This is a genomic window from Pseudomonas sp. S2_C03 (genome assembly GCF_054668405.1).
Genome location: NZ_CP162766.1, coordinates 5,744,284 through 5,761,975 on the forward strand (window position 1 = coordinate 5,744,284; position 17,692 = coordinate 5,761,975).

17 protein-coding genes are annotated in these 17,692 nt (G+C 61.2%); 6 read left to right on the plus strand and 11 right to left on the minus strand.

Translation table 11 applies throughout. The features are described from left to right. Positions 1–68: 68 nt before the first annotated feature. Positions 69–1,460: an L-cystine transporter gene (locus tag AB4N64_RS26435; protein WP_460119966.1), complete on the minus strand. Its 1,392-nt coding sequence runs from the start codon at positions 1,458–1,460 to the stop codon at positions 69–71. A gap of 239 nt (positions 1,461–1,699) precedes the next feature. Here AB4N64_RS26435 and AB4N64_RS26440 point away from each other — a divergent pair, with 239 nt between their 5' ends. Further along, positions 1,700–2,764 carry an HAD family hydrolase gene (locus AB4N64_RS26440; protein ID WP_460119968.1) on the plus strand — a complete coding sequence of 355 codons (1,065 nt, stop codon included), beginning with the start codon at positions 1,700–1,702 and terminating at the stop codon, positions 2,762–2,764. Positions 2,765–2,847: 83 nt separating this feature from the next. Here the strand turns inward: AB4N64_RS26440 and ilvD are convergent, their stop codons facing one another. The 3 genes from ilvD to AB4N64_RS26455 form a co-directional block, all read right to left on the minus strand. Then, on the minus strand, positions 2,848–4,689 hold the full coding sequence (gene ilvD / locus AB4N64_RS26445) for a dihydroxy-acid dehydratase (RefSeq protein WP_460119970.1): 1,842 nt from the start codon (positions 4,687–4,689) through the stop codon (positions 2,848–2,850). Between the two features lie 371 nt (positions 4,690–5,060). Further along, complete coding sequence (locus tag AB4N64_RS26450) at positions 5,061–5,519, minus strand: REP-associated tyrosine transposase (protein WP_460119972.1); 459 nt, start codon at positions 5,517–5,519, stop codon at positions 5,061–5,063. Between the two features lie 218 nt (positions 5,520–5,737). Continuing rightward, positions 5,738–6,934, minus strand: a complete 1,197-nt coding sequence (locus tag AB4N64_RS26455) for a class I SAM-dependent rRNA methyltransferase (protein WP_460119974.1) — start codon at positions 6,932–6,934, stop codon at positions 5,738–5,740. A gap of 207 nt (positions 6,935–7,141) precedes the next feature. Between AB4N64_RS26455 and AB4N64_RS26460 the strand changes: the two genes are divergently transcribed. Genes AB4N64_RS26460 through AB4N64_RS26470 form a run of 3 tightly spaced genes read left to right on the plus strand, consistent with a single transcriptional unit; the run spans position 7,142 to position 9,192 of the window. Then, a complete protein-coding gene (locus tag AB4N64_RS26460; RefSeq protein ID WP_460126872.1) occupies positions 7,142–7,957 on the plus strand; it encodes an HDOD domain-containing protein in 816 nt (271 codons plus the stop codon). A gap of 44 nt (positions 7,958–8,001) precedes the next feature. Then, a complete protein-coding gene (gene mutM / locus AB4N64_RS26465; RefSeq protein ID WP_460119975.1) occupies positions 8,002–8,814 on the plus strand; it encodes a bifunctional DNA-formamidopyrimidine glycosylase/DNA-(apurinic or apyrimidinic site) lyase in 813 nt (270 codons plus the stop codon). Between the two features lie 54 nt (positions 8,815–8,868). Further along, positions 8,869–9,192 carry a multidrug transporter gene (locus tag AB4N64_RS26470; protein ID WP_460119977.1) on the plus strand — a complete coding sequence of 108 codons (324 nt, stop codon included), beginning with the start codon at positions 8,869–8,871 and terminating at the stop codon, positions 9,190–9,192. Positions 9,193–9,323: 131 nt separating this feature from the next. Here the strand turns inward: AB4N64_RS26470 and AB4N64_RS26475 are convergent, their stop codons facing one another. The 5 genes from AB4N64_RS26475 to AB4N64_RS26495 all read right to left on the minus strand — a co-directional run bounded on the left by AB4N64_RS26475 (position 9,324) and on the right by AB4N64_RS26495 (position 14,002). Next, a complete protein-coding gene (locus AB4N64_RS26475) occupies positions 9,324–9,575 on the minus strand; it encodes a YfhL family 4Fe-4S dicluster ferredoxin (protein WP_003195146.1) in 252 nt (83 codons plus the stop codon). A gap of 103 nt (positions 9,576–9,678) precedes the next feature. Then, positions 9,679–10,158 (minus strand): pantetheine-phosphate adenylyltransferase, encoded by a 480-nt coding sequence (coaD, locus tag AB4N64_RS26480; protein WP_045059801.1) that lies wholly within the window; start codon positions 10,156–10,158, stop codon positions 9,679–9,681. 115 nt (positions 10,159–10,273) lie between these two features. Beyond that, complete coding sequence (locus AB4N64_RS26485) at positions 10,274–11,869, minus strand: GMC family oxidoreductase (protein WP_460119979.1); 1,596 nt, start codon at positions 11,867–11,869, stop codon at positions 10,274–10,276. Between the two features lie 129 nt (positions 11,870–11,998). Beyond that, the gene (locus AB4N64_RS26490; protein ID WP_460119982.1) at positions 11,999–12,544 is read right to left on the minus strand and encodes a twin-arginine translocation pathway signal protein; all 546 of its coding nucleotides are present in this window, start codon (positions 12,542–12,544) and stop codon (positions 11,999–12,001) included. Positions 12,545–12,571: 27 nt separating this feature from the next. Continuing rightward, positions 12,572–14,002, minus strand: coding sequence for a coniferyl aldehyde dehydrogenase (locus tag AB4N64_RS26495; protein WP_460119984.1), 1,431 nt, complete (start codon positions 14,000–14,002; stop codon positions 12,572–12,574). 148 nt (positions 14,003–14,150) lie between these two features. On the opposite strand from AB4N64_RS26495, the gene AB4N64_RS26500 reads away from it, so the two are divergent. Then, a complete protein-coding gene (locus AB4N64_RS26500) occupies positions 14,151–14,822 on the plus strand; it encodes a TetR/AcrR family transcriptional regulator (RefSeq protein WP_460119986.1) in 672 nt (223 codons plus the stop codon). 45 nt (positions 14,823–14,867) lie between these two features. Beyond that, positions 14,868–15,722, plus strand: a complete 855-nt coding sequence (locus AB4N64_RS26505; protein WP_460119988.1) for a sulfurtransferase — start codon at positions 14,868–14,870, stop codon at positions 15,720–15,722. Positions 15,723–15,844: 122 nt separating this feature from the next. Here AB4N64_RS26505 and AB4N64_RS26510 read toward each other — a convergent pair whose 3' ends face one another. Then, on the minus strand, positions 15,845–16,681 hold the full coding sequence (locus AB4N64_RS26510) for an AraC family transcriptional regulator (protein ID WP_460119989.1): 837 nt from the start codon (positions 16,679–16,681) through the stop codon (positions 15,845–15,847). A 4-nt stretch (positions 16,682–16,685) separates the two neighbouring features. After that, complete coding sequence (locus AB4N64_RS26515; RefSeq protein WP_460119991.1) at positions 16,686–17,684, minus strand: hydrolase; 999 nt, start codon at positions 17,682–17,684, stop codon at positions 16,686–16,688. Positions 17,685–17,692: the final 8 nt, after the last annotated feature.

Consider the following 17,692-nt stretch of genomic DNA (forward strand, 5'->3'; position numbering starts at 1 on the left):
AGCAGGCTCGCTCCCACAGTCATAATGCAGTCAACTGTGGGAGCGAGCCTGCTCGCGAGATTTTTGTGTCAGGCGTGCGCCAACGCCGAATGTTCATCTGCCTCAAGCAGCGCCTTGTCCGTCTGCTGCATCATCTGGCTGGTAATCGCACCGGCCGTGATCGAACCACTCACGTTCAACGCCGTACGCCCCATATCGATCAGCGGCTCGACTGAAATCAGCAGCGCCACCAGTGACACCGGCAAGCCCATGGCCGGCAACACGATCAATGCAGCGAACGTCGCGCCGCCCCCCACGCCCGCCACACCGGCAGAACTCAGGGTGACGATGGCCACCAGCGTGGCAATCCACAATGGGTCCAGCGGGTTGATGCCCACGGTCGGCGCCACCATGACGGCAAGCATTGCCGGGTACAGGCCGGCGCAGCCGTTCTGGCCGATGGTCGCGCCGAACGAGGCGGCGAAGCTGGCTACCGACTGCGGGATGCCCAGGCGGCTGGTCTGCGCTTCGATGCTCAGCGGGATGGTTGCCGCGCTGGAGCGGCTGGTGAACGCGAACGTCAGCACCGGCCAGATCTTGCGGAAGAAACGCAGCGGGTTGATCCCCGCCGCCGACACCAGCACGCCATGGACCACAAACATCAGGCCCAGGCCCAGATACGACACCACCACAAAACTGCCGAGCTTGATGATGTCTTGCAGATTGGAGCCAGCCACCACTTTGGTCATGAGCGCCAGCACGCCGTAAGGCGTCAGCTTCATCACCAGACGCACCAGGCGCATCACCCAGGCTTGCAGGGTGTCGATGGCGTTGATCACTTTCTGACCTTTTTCGGCGTCATCCTTGAGCAGTTGCAGCGCGGCGACACCCAGGAACGCAGCGAAGATCACCACGCTGATGATCGACGTCGGCTTGGCCCGGGCGAGGTCCGCGAACGGGTTCTGCGGGATGAACGACAGCAGCAGTTGCGGCACATTCAGGTCGGCGACCTTGCCGGCGTAGTCGTTTTGAATGGTTTGCAGGCGAGCCATTTCCTGGGTGCCGGCCACCAGGCCTTCGGCGGTGAGGCCGAACAGGTTGGTCAGGCCGATGCCGATCAGCGCCGCGATGGCGGTGGTGAACAGTAGGGTGCCTATGGTCAGGAAGCTGATCTTGCCCAGCGAAGAGGCGTTGTGCAGACGGGCCACGGCGCTGAGGATCGAGGCGAACACCAGCGGGATGACGATCATTTGCAGCAACTGCACGTAGCCGTTGCCCACCAGGTCGAACCAACCGATCGAGGCTTTCAGTACCGGGTTGCCGGCGCCATAAACGGTATGCAATACGATGCCGTACGCCACGCCGAGCGCCAGCGCGAGGAGGACCTTTTTCGCCAGGCTCCATGTCGTGTGACGGGTTTGCGCCAGGCCCAGGAGCAGGGCGAGGAACACCAACAGATTGAGAATCAGCGGCAGATTCATAAACACTCCGAAGTGACTTGTGCCAGCCGCCTTCCGGGCAGCCGCAAACCGGAAAGCCTAACAGCTTGATTTGCAATGAATTAATACCGAAAAAGACTGATCACTGTCGTTTTTGGAATAAGCGGATGTCGCTGTCGGTGATGCAGCTGACGCGGAAGGGACGCGTACGGTCGCTGACAGACGAGGGCTGTCACACTTATTTGTTAGCGTCGATATTTTCCACACAGGGAGCGATGTCGATGAAGCTAGCACCGAAATTTCTCGCCGCATTGGGCTTGAGTCTGAGTTTGGGCCTTGCCGGCCAGGCACTCGCCACGGATCTGAAACACTGGCCCGCCGAACAGGCCAAGGCACTGGACGCGATGATCGCGGCGAATGCCAACAAGGGTAACTACGCGGTGTTCGACATGGACAACACCAGCTACCGGTATGACCTCGAAGAGTCGTTGCTGCCCTTCATGGAAAACAAGGGCCTGATTACCCGCGAAAAACTCGACCCCTCCCTCAAACTGATCCCGTTCAAGGACACGGCCGACCACAAGGAAAGCCTGTTCAGCTACTACTATCGCCTCTGCGAACTCGACGACATGGTGTGCTACCCCTGGGTCGCCCAGGTGTTTTCCGGCTTCACGCTGCAGGAGCTCAAGGGCTATGTCGACGAGCTGATGGCGTCCGGCAAACCGGTTCCGGCCACTTATTACGAAGGCGACGTGGTCAAGAAACTCGACGTCAACCCGCCGAAAATCTTCACCGGCCAGCAAGAGCTGTACAACAAGCTGATGGAGAACGGCATCGAGGTCTACGTGATGACCGCCGCCTCCGAAGAGCTGGTGCGCATGGTCGCCTCCGATCCGAAGTACGGCTACAACGTCAAGCCACAGAATGTGATCGGCGTGTCGCTGCTGCTCAAGGATCGCAAGACCGGCGAGCTGACCACTGCGCGCAAACAGGTGACCGCCGGCAAGTATGACGAAAAGGCCAACCTCGACCTGGAGCTGACCCCGTACCTCTGGACCCCGGCGACCTGGATGGCCGGTAAACACGCGGCGATCCTCACCTACATCGACGAGTGGAAAAAACCGGTTCTGGTCGGTGGTGACACTCCAACCAGCGATGGCTACATGCTGTTCCACGATGTCGACGTGGCCAAGGGCGGCATCCACCTGTGGATCAACCGCAAGGACAAATACATGACCCAGCTCAACGGCATGATGGCCAAACACGCTGCGGCCCAAGCCAAGGAAGGACTGCCGGTGACGGCGGACAAGAACTGGGTGATCGTCAAGCCTGAGGAGATTCAGTAAGAGAAGCAGCTGCAAGCTGCAAGCTACAAGCTACAAGCTACAAGCTCGAACTTGCAGCTTGCAGCTTGCAGCTTGCGCAGCGCCTACAGCCCGTCAAGCATCGCCTTGTTGCGCACCGCACCCTTGTCGGCACTGGTGGCCAGCAGGGCGTAAGCCTTCAGCGCGGTGGTCACTTTACGCGGGCGCACTTCGACTGGTTTCCAGCCTTTCTTGTCCTGCTCGACCCGGCGCGCGGCCAGTTCTTCATCGCTGATCAACAGGTTGATCGAGCGGTTTGGAATGTCGATCAGTACCTTGTCGCCGTCCTGAACCAGGCCAATCGCACCGCCGGCAGCCGCTTCCGGCGAAGCGTGACCGATGGACAGGCCCGAGGTGCCGCCGGAGAAACGGCCATCGGTGAGCAGGGCGCAGGCTTTGCCCAGGCCCTTGGATTTCAGGTAGGAGGTCGGGTAGAGCATTTCCTGCATGCCCGGGCCGCCTTTAGGACCTTCGTAGCGAATGATGACGATGTCGCCTTCCTTCACTTCATCGGCGAGGATGCCGCGCACGGCGCTGTCCTGGCTTTCGAAGATCTTGGCGTTGCCTTCGAACACGTGGATCGATTCGTCGACACCGGCGGTTTTCACCACGCAGCCGTCCAGGGCGATGTTGCCATAGAGCACGGCCAGGCCGCCTTCTTTCGAGTAGGCGTGTTCGAAACTGCGGATGCAGCCGTTTTCACGGTCGTCGTCCAGGGTTTCCCAACGGGTCGACTGGCTGAACGCGGTCTGTGTCGGGATGCCTGCCGGGCCGGCCTTGAAGAAGTGATGCACAGCTTCGTCATCGGTTTGGGTGATGTCCCACTTGGCGATGGCTTCTTCCATGCTGCGGCTGTGCACGGTGGGCAGGTCGGTGTGCAGTAGACCGCCACGGGCCAGGGAGCCGAGAATGCTGAAGATGCCGCCGGCACGGTGCACGTCTTCCATGTGGTACTTCTGGATGTTCGGCGCCACCTTGCACAGCTGCGGCACCACACGCGACAGGCGATCGATGTCGCGCAGGTCGAAGGCGATCTCGGCTTCCTGGGCAGCGGCCAGCAGGTGCAGGATGGTGTTGGTCGAACCGCCCATGGCGATGTCGAGCATCATGGCGTTTTCGAACGCCTTGAAGTTGGCGATGTTGCGCGGCAGCACCGACTCATCGTTCTCGCCGTAGTAGCGTTTGCACAGCTCGACGATGGTGCGGCCTGCCTGCAGGAACAGCTGCTCGCGGTCGCTGTGGGTGGCCAGGGTCGAACCGTTGCCCGGCAGGGCCAGGCCCAGGGCTTCGGTCAGGCAGTTCATCGAGTTGGCGGTGAACATGCCGGAGCACGAACCGCAGGTCGGGCAGGCGCTGCGCTCGTACTCGGCAACCTTCTCGTCAGAAGCGCTGGAGTCGGCGGCGATGACCATGGCGTCGACCAGGTCCAGGCCATGGCTGGCCAGTTTGGTCTTGCCGGCTTCCATCGGGCCGCCGGACACGAAGATCACCGGGATGTTCAGGCGCAAGGCGGCCATCAGCATGCCAGGGGTGATCTTGTCGCAGTTGGAGATGCAGACGATGGCGTCGGCGCAGTGGGCGTTGACCATGTACTCCACGGAGTCGGCGATGATCTCGCGGCTCGGCAGCGAATACAGCATGCCGTCGTGGCCCATGGCGATACCATCATCCACGGCGATGGTGTTGAATTCCTTGGCGACACCGCCGGCACGTTCGATCTCACGGGCGACCAGTTGGCCCAGGTCCTTGAGGTGGACGTGGCCCGGTACGAACTGGGTGAACGAGTTGGCAATGGCGATGATCGGCTTCTTGAAGTCGTCATCCTTCATCCCCGTGGCGCGCCACAAGGCACGAGCGCCGGCCATGTTGCGGCCATGGGTAGATGTTTTCGAGCGGTAATCAGGCATGAAGCACTCCGGGCGGCTAATCAGGTATCAAAAGGGAAGTGAGCCTCTGTTGACGCCTGGAACACCTGGAAATGGCCGTGTGTCCGGACGCTGCCGATAACTTTGCGGGATCGCCGCGCGCTTCAGCTTGAGCTCATAAACCCGCCGGGGGATGAATGGCGATGAATGTTCGCGATTCTACACGGCTGGCGGCTGGAGGGAATGGGTGGGCGTGTTGTCGAGACGTGTGGAGGTGGGCGGTGGACCTGTAGGAGCGAGCATGTCGAGGTGTCGAACCGTCGCGATGGACGTTAACGAAAACGTTGGGCATCTGACACCCCGCGTCATCGTTGAAGACCATCGCGAGCGTGCTCGCTCCTACAGGGTTAAAATCAGAGCCAGATGGCATCCCACAATGGGTAATCGCCAATTTTATCGACCAGCCCCGCACGTAATGGATTGGCGATCACGTAACGAGCGGCAGCTTTCAGATCCTCCTCCCAGCGCAGTGCCCGGTCAAAATAGCCTTTTTGCCACACGGGCAGTGGTTGACCGCGTTGCAGGTTGATGGTTCGGGCACTTCTGGCCTTGGTCGCCTGCACCAGCTTGGGCAAATCCCCACTGTGCAACTCAACCAGCCAATGAAAGTGATCCGGCATCACCACCCAAGCGATGGAGGTGGCTTTGCCGGTTTCCTGAGCCCTTCTGAACTCACGCACAAGCAGACGACCCACACGCCAATCCGCGAAGAATGGCCTTCGTTCGTGGGTCACAGCGGTCAGCAGATAAATCCGGCCGTGTTCTGAATGCCGCCCATAACGCAGTCGGTTCCCATTTGGCGAACTGGACATTCCGTTGTCCTCTTCCATGGTTGAAAGAGAAAACGGTAGCCGCCCCAAACCGAACCGATGGCACAAAAGCACATCAGGATGTGTAACCCCGCCATCCCTGTAGGAGCGAGCATGCTCGCGATGGTGGACCGGGCACCGCGGGGTGTCCGGTGGCCAGCGTCATCGTTGACGTCCATCGCGAGCATGCTCGCTCCTACAGGGGCAGGGGTTAGCGGGTGTCAGCTATTAGGCAGCAACCGGCAAGTAATGCTCTTGATGTAGCGCGTCTCGGCGATTGCCGGGTGGACCGGGTGGTCCGGGCCCTGGCCGCCGCGTTCGAGCATCTGGATGTTGCGGTCCAGGTGGCGGGCGCTGGTGAGCAGGATGTTTTGCAGGTCGTCTTCGGGCAGGTGCATCGAGCAGGAGGCGCTGACGAGGATGCCGTCCTTGGTCAGCAGACGCATGGCTTGCTCGTTCAGGCGACGGTAGGCGCCTTCGCCGTTTTTCATGTCTTTCTTGCGCTTGATGAACGCCGGTGGGTCGGCGACGATCACGTCGAAGCGTTCTTCGCTGGCCTTGAGTTCCTTCAGGGCTTCGAAGACGTCGCCTTCGAGGCACGTCATCTTGTCAGCGAAGCCGTTCAGCGCGGCGTTGCGCTCGACGCCGTCGAGGGCGAAGGCGGAGGCGTCGACGCAAAACACTTCACTGGCCCCGAACGCCGCTGCTTGCACGCCCCAGCCGCCGATGTAGCTGTACAGGTCCAGGACGCGCTTGCCTTTGGCATAGGGAGCCAGGCGTGCGCGGTTCATGCGGTGGTCGTAGAACCAGCCGGTTTTCTGACCCTGGATCACAGGCGCTTCGAATTTCACGCCGTTCTCTTCCAGCGCCACCCACTCCGGCACCACGCCGAACACGGTATCCACGTAACGCTCCAGACCTTCGGCGTCGCGGGCTGCCGAGTCATTCTTGAACAGAATGCCACTAGGCTTGAGCACTTGGGTGAGCGCGGCGATCACGTCATCTTTATGCGCTTCCATGGTCGCCGAAGCGATCTGCACCACCAGGATGTCGCCAAAACGGTCGACCACCAGGCCCGGCAGCAGGTCGGAATCCCCGTAGACCAAGCGGTAGAACGGCTTGTCGAACAGGCGATCGCGCAGGGACAGGGCCACGTTGAGGCGATGCACCAGCAGCGATTTATCGAGCGGCAGCTTGATGTCGCGGGACAATACGCGGGCACAGATCAGGTTGTTCGGGCTCATGGCGACGATGCCCAGCGGCTTGCCACCAGCGGCTTCGAGAATCGCCTGGTCACCGGCCTTGAAGCCGTGCAGCGGCGTGGCGGCTACGTCGATTTCGTTGCTGTAGACCCACAGGTGGCCGTTTCGCAGGCGACGGTCGGCATTGGCTTTGAGGCGCAGGCTAGGCAGGGACATGTCGTCGCTCCGGAAAAAAGAGCGGGAGTATAACGTGTTGAGGCCCGGCCGGGTTCGGCGCTGGACATGTGGTGAAGCCGTTGGCTTGAGATTTGATATGTCGGATCCAGGATTTAGAAGCTAGAATCGGCGTCTCTCCAAGAGTGTGTACTAATGTCCCAAGAACTGACTTCCGAACAGATCCAACAGTCCCTGCAAGGCATCAGCGTGCCAGCCCAGCCGCAGATCATGGTGGATCTGCAGATGGAGCAGTACATGCCCGACCCGGACCTCGAGGTGATCGCCAAGCTGATTTCCCAGGACCCGGGCCTCTCCGGTTCCCTGTTGAAAATAGTCAACTCGCCGTATTACGGCTTGAGCAACAAGATCGCCTCGATCCAGCGTGCGGTGAATCTGCTGGGCAGCCGCTCGATCATCAACCTGATCAACGCGCAGTCGATCAAGGGCGAAATGAACGACGACACCATCGTCACCCTCAACCGTTTCTGGGACACCGCGCAGGACGTGGCCATGACCTGCCTGACCCTGGCCAAGCGCATCGGCGTCGAGGCGGGTGATGAGGCCTACGCGCTGGGTCTTTTTCACGACTGCGGCATACCGCTGATGCTGCAGCGCTTCCCCAATTACATGACGGTCCTGGAAGAAGCCTACGCCAGCGCGAGTGCTGATTGCCGGGTGGTGGATACCGAGAACCGGGTATTCAATACCAACCATGCGGTCGTCGGTTATTACACGGCGAAATCCTGGCGCCTGCCGGAGCACGTCAGCACCGCCATCGCCAATCATCACAATGCGCTGGCAATCTTTCGCGACGAGTCGGCGCGCAACAGCCAGCTGAAAAACCTGCTGGCGATCCTGAAGATGGCCGAGCACATCTGTGCGTCCTACCGCGTGCTGGGTAACCAGGCCGAAGACCATGAATGGAACTGCATCGCGCCGTTGGTGCTCGACTACGTGGGGCTTTCGGATTATGACTTCGAAACCCTCAAACAAACGATTCGCGATCTCGGCACTCACCATTGAGTGCTTTGAGCTTGCGATTCGAGCGCACCTGATTCGAGAGCATCATGCCTGAACTGCCGGAAGTCGAAACCACTCGCCGCGGGATTGCGCCCCACCTGGAAGGCCAACGCGTCAGCCGGGTGATCGTGCGTGACCGACGCCTGCGCTGGCCCATCCCCGAAGACCTCGATGTACGGTTGTCGGGCCAGCGTATCGTGCTGGTCGAGCGGCGCGCCAAATACCTGTTGATCAACGCCGAAGTGGGTACGCTGATCAGTCACCTGGGCATGTCGGGCAACTTGCGCCTGGTGGAGGTAGGCATGCCGGCCGCCAAACATGAACATGTGGATATCGAGCTGGAGTCAGGCCTGGCCCTGCGCTACACCGACCCGCGCCGCTTTGGTGCGATGCTCTGGAGCCTCGATCCGCTCAACCACGAATTGCTGATTCGCCTGGGGCCGGAGCCGCTGACCGATCTGTTCGACGGCGAGCGCCTGTTCCAGCAGTCCCGTGGACGCTCGATGGCAGTCAAACCGTTCATCATGGACAACGCGGTGGTGGTCGGTGTCGGCAATATCTACGCCACCGAGGCGTTGTTTGCGGCCGGCATCGACCCGCGCCGTGCGGCCGGGGGGATTTCCCGGGCGCGCTACCTGAAGCTGGCCATCGAGATCAAACGTATCCTGGCCATGGCCATCGAACGAGGCGGCACCACCTTGCGCGACTTCATTGGCGGCGATGGCCAGCCCGGGTATTTCCAACAGGAATTGTTCGTATATGGCCGTGGTGGCGAGGCATGCAAGGTCTGTGGAACAGAGCTGCGAGACGTCAAGCTCGGGCAGCGCGCCAGCGTGTTTTGTCCGCGCTGTCAGAGCTGATAAATCCTACGGTCTATAGTCAGTGTTCTCACTGCCAAGTCGAAGGACCGTGCCATGAACCTGTTTCGAACCCTTGCCGTTGGCGTGATGTTGAGCGTCGGTATACCGGCGTTGGCGTCCAGCACCGGCAGCGGCGACCCGCGCTATACCATCCAGAATCCCCCTGCGTACGCCATGCTTGGCGACCTGCTGATTGCCCGGCCGTTGCTGATTGCGGCTACCGTGATCGGTGCGGGGGCGTTCGTGGTGTCGTTGCCATTCACTGCGTTGGGCGGCAACGTCGGCGATGCGGGACAGGCGCTGGTGGTCGACCCGGGCAAGGCGGCGTTCGTGCGGTGCCTGGGGTGCATTGGGGAGGGGTTTGAGCAGCGGGAGTGAGTCGCAAGTATCTTTGGTGGGGCTGATGGCCCTATCGCGAGCAATCGAGCGTCGACCGGCTGCTCCTACAGGGGGCATTGGTGATCCTGTAGGAGCAGCCGGTCGACGCTCGATTGCCGGCGATGGCGTACTCAAGCCTTCCCGGTAATCTTGCGGTACTTCTCCATCAACTGCTCTTCAGTCTCCGGATGGGCTTCGTCCAGCGGAATGCAATCCACCGGGCACACCTGTTGGCACTGAGGTTCGTCGTAGTGGCCGACACACTGGGTGCACAGGTTCGGGTCGATCACGTAGATCTCTTCGCCTTGTGAAATGGCGGCGTTCGGGCACTCGGGTTCGCAGACGTCGCAGTTGATGCAATCGTCGGTGATGATCAGGGACATGCTAACTCCAGCCGGGGCGGACAACCCTGGCGCTATAAACCAATGGGCGTAATTGTGCCGCATTGGCGCTGCCGGAGCCAGCCTGACTCCGGCAAGTGCGGGCTTACTTCTTGAAGCGTTCGGTCAGGGCGTCCGCCACGGCAGGGTGGACGAACTTGGTGATATCGCCGCCCAGGGCCGCAATTTCACGGACCAGGGTCGAGGAAATGAACGAATAACGCTCGGACGGGGTGAGAAACAGGCTCTCTACATCCGGCGCCAGCTGACGGTTCATGTTGGCCAGTTGGAATTCGTATTCAAAGTCTGACACCGCTCGCAGGCCTCGGAGGAACACATTGGCATTCTTCTCCTTGGCGAAATGCGCCAGCAGCGTCGAAAACCCGACGACTTCAACGTTGGGCAGATGTTTAGTGACCTCGCGGGCCAGCTCCACACGCTGTTCCAGGGGAAACAACGGGTTTTTCTTCGGGCTGGCGGCGACGGCGATGATCACATGATCGAACAGGCGCGAGGCGCGTTCGACCAGATCGCCATGGCCCTTGGTAATAGGGTCGAAGGTACCTGGGTACAACACTCGGTTCATCGCGTCGTCCTGGCGGGAGTCCGTTGGGGAGTCGGATGGTATCGCAGCCGTCCCGGTCGGCCAAGCCGCATGATCGGTAAGAAAGCACTATAGACCATGGGAATATTCGCTCTTTTCAAGGTGTTTTTAAACGTTCGGCGAGGGAAGTCGCCAGTTGCGCGGTCAGTCCATAGACCGACAATTGCGGGTTTGCGCCAATACTGGTGGGGAACAGCGAACCATCGTGGACCGACAGGTTGCGCAACTGATGGTGCCGGCCGAGGCTGTCGGTGACGGCGTTTTTTGGCTCTTCACCCATGGCACAACCACCCATCACATGAGCGCTGCCCAGGCGAGTGCGGTACAACTCAAGGCTCAAGCTGTCGATCAGGTGGCGGGCTTCGGCGAGGGTTTTCACATACCGAGCGTCGGCATGCATCGGCATCACGGCCTTGGCGCCGCCGGCGAACTGGATCTCGGCCATGCTGTGAAAGGCCCGGCGCACGCCATCCCAGGCGTAGGGCGAGACCTGGTAGTCGAGCACCGGCGTGTTGTCGCCACGCAATTCGACGGTTCCGCCGGGGCTGTCCGGATGAAAGCCGTCCCTGAGCAGCGCCAGCATGGCGTGCGTGTGGGGCAGCTGGGCCATGCGTTGCGCATTGTCCTGGCCAAAACCACCGAGCAGCGTGGCTGCCAGCGCCGGGTGCAGCGGCGGTACTTCGAGTTTGTAGCCCATTTTTCCGCCAGTGCCGTCCCGCCACTGGAAATGGTCGGAGTAAATTGACTGCGGGGCACCGTAAAACGGGTTGATCACTTCATCAAACAGCGCGGCGGACATGTTCACCAGATGCAGAAAGGTGCGTTTGCCCAGGCGTTTGTGTGGGTCTGGCGCGCCCGATCGCAACAACAGCGCAGGGCTGTTGATGCCGCCGCCCGCCATTACGTAATGCCGTGCCCTGACCGTAATGATTTTGCCTGTGGGGGCCACACAGCGCTCGTCCATTGCCACGCATTCCAGGCCCGTGACCTGTTCGCCGTTGATCTGCAGTTTTTCGGCGCGAGCGAGATAGAGCAGTTCGCCACCTTTTTCCAGGGTCGCCGGAATCGTTGTCACCAGCATCGATTGCTTGGCGTTGACCGCGCAGCCCATGCCGCAATAACCCAGGTTCCAGCAGCCGCGTACGTTGCGCGGGATGACGTGCCAAGCGTAACCGAGCCTCTCGCAACCCTGGCGGATCACGTCGTTGTTGGCGTTGGGCGGAACCAGCCACGGCGATACGCCCAGGCGTTGCTCCATGGCTTGGAACCACGGCGCCATCTCGACCGGGCTGTGGCCTTTGACGTTGTGCTCGCGGGCCCAGTGCTCGAGAGTCGGGTCCGGCGTGCGGAAACTCGACGCCCAATTAATCAGGGTGGAGCCACCCACGGCGCGGCCTTGCAGGATGGTGATGGCGCCGTCCTTGCTCATGCGGCCGATGCCTTCTTGATAGAGCTGGGTGTAGGCCTGATCTTCGAGCAGTTTGAAGTCGCTGCTGGTCTTGAGTGGGCCTTCTTCGATCAACAACACCTTGTAACCGGCCGCGCTGAGAATCTCGGCCGTGGTGCCACCGCCCGCGCCGCTGCCGATGATCGCCACGTCGGCTTCCAGCGTCAGGTCCTCGGTGAGTTGCGAGGCGTTGCGGGTTTTCCAGCCACGGGCCATGCCTTCGCGGAACGGGTCGGGTACGGGCATTTGGGGCTCTCTTGTTCTTTTATTTTGTGTGTTGTTCTTCAGGGCCCCATCGCGGGCAAGCCCGCTCCTACAGGTTCTGCGCTAACCCTGTAGGAGCGGGCTTGCCCGCGATGGGGTCGACTCGTTCCTTCAGACCACCGGCGGCCCCGGATACCCGCAATGCGCCCAGGATTCGCGCCGGCCATACCAGGCCATCAGCACCATCTGCTGCAACGAGCTGTGCCCCATGCGCAACAGGCTCAGCGAGCTGTGTTCCCAACGGTCGAGGAAGTGCCTCATCTCATCCGGGCTGGCGTTTTCCCAACTGCCCCAGATGCCGGTCAATGGCCCGCGGGTCACCGCCATGGCCAGCACATCGAACAGTTGCCGGGTCAGCTTGAGCATTTCTGGCGACAGGTGATCGAGGCTGTTATCCAGGGTTTTGAGCGTGCCTTCGACGGCATTAGGCATTTTTTCGGCAACCACGGCGCCGTCGAGCATCACCGGCACCAGCGCTCGCAAAAACAGCAGGTCGGCGCTGCGCAGCACCGAAAAACCGTCGGCCGCGATACCCGACGAACATCCACTCAGGCTTGCGCCCACCCCGGCTGTGGCGAGGAAGGCCGTCGCGCCGAGACTCAATTGCAGCAGGCCGCGCCGTGACAGCGCGGGGTTTGCGGACAGGCCTGGGTTCATTGTTGTTATTACCCGAGCAGCGGATCGTTAGCGAATGAACAGCTTCTGGATCAATTTCTGAATGGATTTGCCATACGGCGGGTAAACCAGCTTCGCCGCATTGAAGCGCTGTTTGATCAGCACGCCCTTGGCTTTGCTGAACGTCAGGAAGCCTTCGTGGCCGTGGTAATGGCCCATGCCCGAGGCGCCGATGCCACCGAATGGCATGTCGTCCTGGGCGACGTGCAGCAACGTGTCGTTCAGGCATACGCCGCCGGAGTGGGTTTCATGCAATACGCGGTTTTGTTCGCGCTTGTCGTAGCCGAAGTAGTACAGCGCCAGCGGGCGCGGCCGCTGGTTGATGTAGGCAAATGCTTCGTCCAGATCGGTGTATGGGACGATCGGTAGCAACGGGCCGAAGATCTCGTCCTGCATCACCACCATGTCGTCGCTGACGTTGAGCAACAGGCTGTGATTCATGCGGCGACCCTGCCCTTGATCGAACATCGGAATCAGCAACGCACCTTTGCTGGTGGCATCGTCGATGTAGCCGCTGAGCCGGGCCAGTTGCCGGTCGTTGATAATGGCGGTGTAGTCCGGGTTGTCCGTCAGCGTCGGATAAAACCCACGAACGGCGTGGCGATAGGCCTCGACGAAGGCGCCAACGCGGTCTTCCGGCACCAGCACATAGTCCGGGGCCACACAGGTTTGTCCGGCATTGAGTGTCTTGCCAAAGGCGATGCGTTCGGCTGCGTCTTTGAGTGGTACGTCTCGCGAAACGATGGCGGGGGACTTGCCGCCCAACTCCAGGGTGACCGGTGTCAGGTGCTCGGCGGCGGCGCGCATCACATGCTTGCCGATGCTGGTGGCGCCGGTAAACAGCAGGTGGTCGAAGCGCAGGCGTGAGAACGCCACGCCAATATCGGCTTCACCGAGCACCACGCCCACCAGGTCTTCGGGAAAGATCCGCCCCAGCAATTCCTTGAGCAGCAGGCCGGTGGCGGGAGTGGACTCGCTCAGCTTGAGCATGACGCGATTGCCCGCCGCCAGTGCCCCGACCAAAGGTCCGATGGCCAGGTACAGCGGGTAATTCCACGGCACAATCACGCCGACCACGCCCAGTGGTTGGTAAACAACCTTGGCCGCTGCAGGCTGGAAAGCCACGCCGACCTTGCGCCGCGAAGGTTTCATCCAGCCGTTGAGGTGACGGCTGGCGTAGTGAATGCCGTGCAGGCTGGGCATCAGTTCGGCGAGCAGGGTCTCATCGGCGCTGCGGTGGCTGAAGTCCTGGCTGATCGCCTCGATCAGGGCCTGACGCTCGGCGCTCAGCAGTTCGCGCAGCGCTTTGAGCCATTGCTGGCGCTGCGCTGCGGGCGGCATCGGGTTGGCGGCATAGGCAGCGCGCTGGGCGTTGAACAGGTTTTGAAGTTCTTCCAGAGGCTGCTGCAGGTTTTGCAGGTAGGCAATGTCAGCCGTCATGGTGTTCTCTCTTGTTTTAGTGTGGTGAGGAGATTTTTAGAGTCTATACTCTATTCAGTCAAATCACATCCCGACACGGCTCTGTTTTATCCACTCGCGGATAGGTCGTAAGATGCCCGTCAACGCACTCTGGATTAAAGCTCAAGTCATGGCCCCACGAATAAAAACCAGCGAGCGCATCGTGCAGAACAGCCTGGAGCTGTTCAACCAGCAGGGCGAGCGCAGCATCAGCACCAACCACATTGCGGCCCATATGGAAATTTCCCCGGGCAACCTGTACTACCACTTCCCCAACAAGCAGGCGATCATCGCCGTGTTGTTCAGTGAGTACGAAAGCCTGGTGGACAGCTTTCTACGCCCGCCCCAGGGGCGCGCCGCCACGGTCGAGGACAAGCGCTACTATCTCAAGGAATTGCTCGCGGCCATGTGGCGCTACCGCTTTTTGCATCGCGATCTGGAGCACCTGCTCGACAGCGATCCGGAGCTGGCCGCGCGCTACCGACGTTTTTCCCAGCGCTGCGTGATTCAGGGTTCAGCGATCTACAAAGGCTTCGTGGAGGCCGGCATCCTGAAGATGGATCGGGTGCAAATCGAATCTCTGACCATCAACGCCTGGATCATCCTCACTTCCTGGGTACGTTTCCTGTGCACCACGCGGGAAAACTCCAATCACTTGAGCGAACAGGCCATCAAGCGCGGGGTTTATCAGGTGCTGGTGCTGGAGGCGGGGTTTGTCACGGATCAGTCCCGGGCCGAGGTCAATGCGCTGTTCGAAGAGTTTTATGTACCGCTCGCTCAGGCGCTGGAGGAAGTGGGTTAGGGAACTGGGGTAGGATTCGATAACGACCCTGACTGGAGCCCCGTTATGCCCATTGCGCAATTGATCAGCCCGCAAGCGTTGGACCTGAAGAAGGAGCAGCCGGGGCTGGTGATCCTGGATTGTCGTTTCGCCCTCGAAGACCCGGACTACGGCCAGCGCAGCTACGCCGAAGGGCACATTGCCGGGTCGAGCTTTGCCGACCTCGAGCGCGACTTGAGCGGGGCTGTGACCAAGGGTGTGACCGGCCGGCACCCCTTGCCGGACCCTGACGCGTTGATCGCTCGTCTACAGGCCTGGGGCATCAATGCCGACAGCGAAGTGGTGCTTTATGACGACGGTCCGGGGGCTTTCGCGGCGCGGGCCTGGTGGTTGCTGGCCTGGCTCGGCAAACGTGATGGCGTGTTCATTCTCGATGGCGGGCTCAAAGCCTGGCATGCGGCGGGCTTGCCTCTGAGCCTGGACGCGCCGGATATCCAGCGCGGCAGCTTCTCCGGCACGCCGGACACGTCGCTGCTGCTCAACGCTGAACAGCTTCAGCAGCGCCTGGGGCAGCCTGAGATGACTCTGCTCGATGCCCGCGCCTTGCCGCGCTTCAAGGGTGAAGTTGAACCCATCGACCCGATTGCCGGCCACATTCCCGGCGCGCAATGTGCGGCGTTCACCGACAACCTGGGCAGCGACGGGCGTTTCCTCCCGGTCGATCAGCTCAAGCAGCGATTTGCGGCGAAACTGGGCAACCGCTCGCCTTCCGATCTGGTGGCGTATTGCGGCTCCGGCGTGACGGCGTGTCATAACCTGTTTGCCCTGTGCCTGGCAGGATATCCATTGGGTGCGCTGTATGCCGGGTCATGGAGTGAGTGGATCAATGATCCGGCGCGGGGTATCGCGACCGGCGAGTAGGCCCGCCACCGATCCCTGTAGGAGCGGGCTTGCCCGCGATGGCGTTGTGTCAGTCAATCAATAGGTTGTTTGACACTCCGCAATCGCGGGCAAGCCCGCTCCTACAGTGGTCAACTTTGCGATCAGAATCCCGGCAACTGCCGGGCCCTGCGGTACGCCCCAGGCCCCACCCCATAAACCTGCTTGAACTGCCGGCTTAAATGGCTCTGGTCGGCAAATCCCAGTTGCGTGGCCACTTCCAACGGCAGGCACCCGCCCTGCAACAATATCCGCGCCCGGGCGATGCGCTGCTGCATCAGCCAGGTGTGCGGCGGGATGCCGGTGGCGTGGCGGAACACCCGGGCGAAGTGGAAGGGTGACAGGTTCACCGCTTGCGCGAGCTCCTCCAAGGACGGAGGCGCCGCCAACCGCTCATGCAGCAGCTCCTTGGCCCGCGTCACGGCCCGGTGTTCCTTGCCGGGTTTACCAGCGTCCGGCACGGCGGCGTGACGTTGCAGCAGCGAGAGCATCAGTTCCCGCCATGCGGTTTGCTGTTGCAGGGCTGTCGTCGGGCTCTCCAGCAGGCGATGCAGTTGGCAGAATCCTGTGACCAGATCCGGATCGCGATACAGCGTGGCGCCAAACGCGGGCAAGGCGTGAGTCGGCAACTCCAGCTCGCTCAACAGCGAGAGAATTTTTCCGGTGTCGGGATAAAACGCTCGGTATAGCCAGCCGTCTTCCGTGCCCTTGTGGCCGGTGTGGACTTCATCCGGGTTGATCAAGACCAGTGTGCCACTGCCGGCCAGGTGTTCGGCGCCGCGATATCGATACCGCTGGGCGCCGGCCATGATCATGCCGATCACGAATCCATCATGCACATGCGGGGCGAAACGATGCTCGATGTAGCGCGCAGACAGCAACTCGACCCCGGGCAGCGGCGCGGTTTGCCAGAAGCGGATCGATTCTGCGCTGCTGTCCATCGCCTTACTCAGGGCCCACAGCGGACAGCCACTGCGGGATACGCCGCTCCAGGTAATAACCCGGTTGGCGGAATGAGCCATCGACGAAGCCGACATGCCCGCCCTTGGCTTGCAGCTCGAATTGAGTGCAGGCGGACAGTTCGTCAGCCTGCGGCAGGCTGTGGGGGAAGACGAACGGATCGTCGGCGGCCTGGATGATCAGGGTCGGCGTGCGAATCTCGCCGAGGAAGTAGCGACTGGAGGCGCGACGGTAATAATCCTGGGCATCGGTGTAGCCGTGCAACGGCGCGGTGATGCGGCCATCGAAATCCCAAAAGGTGCGCATGTTTTCGAGTGAGCCCAGGGCCGCCAGTTTCGCCAGGCCATCCTCGCGCCCGTCATGCTGGAATTGCCGCTGTTTGTTTTTAACGTAGGCGACCATCTCGCGCAAGAAGTGCGCTTGATAGACCCGGGAAAACCCCTGGCCTATCCGGTCGGCACACTGATCCAGTCTGAACGGCACCGACACCGCCACCGCGCCGAGTACGCCACTGTCGCTGCCGGTCTCGCCGAGATGTTTGAGCAGGACATTGCCACCCAGGGAATAACCGACAGCATACAAAGGCGCCAGTGGGCGCTTGGCCCGCAGGTGCTGGATGGCTTCGGCCAGGTCTTCGCTGGCGCCGGAATGGTAACTGCGCGGCAACAAATTCGGTTCGCCCGAGCACCCCCGCCAGTTCAGCGCAACGCTGGCCCAGCCTTGGTCACCCAGTGCCTTTTGCATGCCGGCCACGTAGGGCGAGTTGGAGGAGCCCGTCAGTCCGTGCAGTAGCAGCACCAGTGGCGTGTCGGCGTTATGAGGGCCGTGCCAGTCCAGGTCGAGAAAGTCGCCATCATCCAGCCACAAGCGCTCGCGTTCACGTTCAATGTGGGTGGTTTTGCGCCAAAGCGGCCCCCACAAGGTCTGCAAGTGTGGATTGCCGAGGCCGAAGGCGGGGATGAAACGTTCTGACGCAGGGTTCACGATTGTTC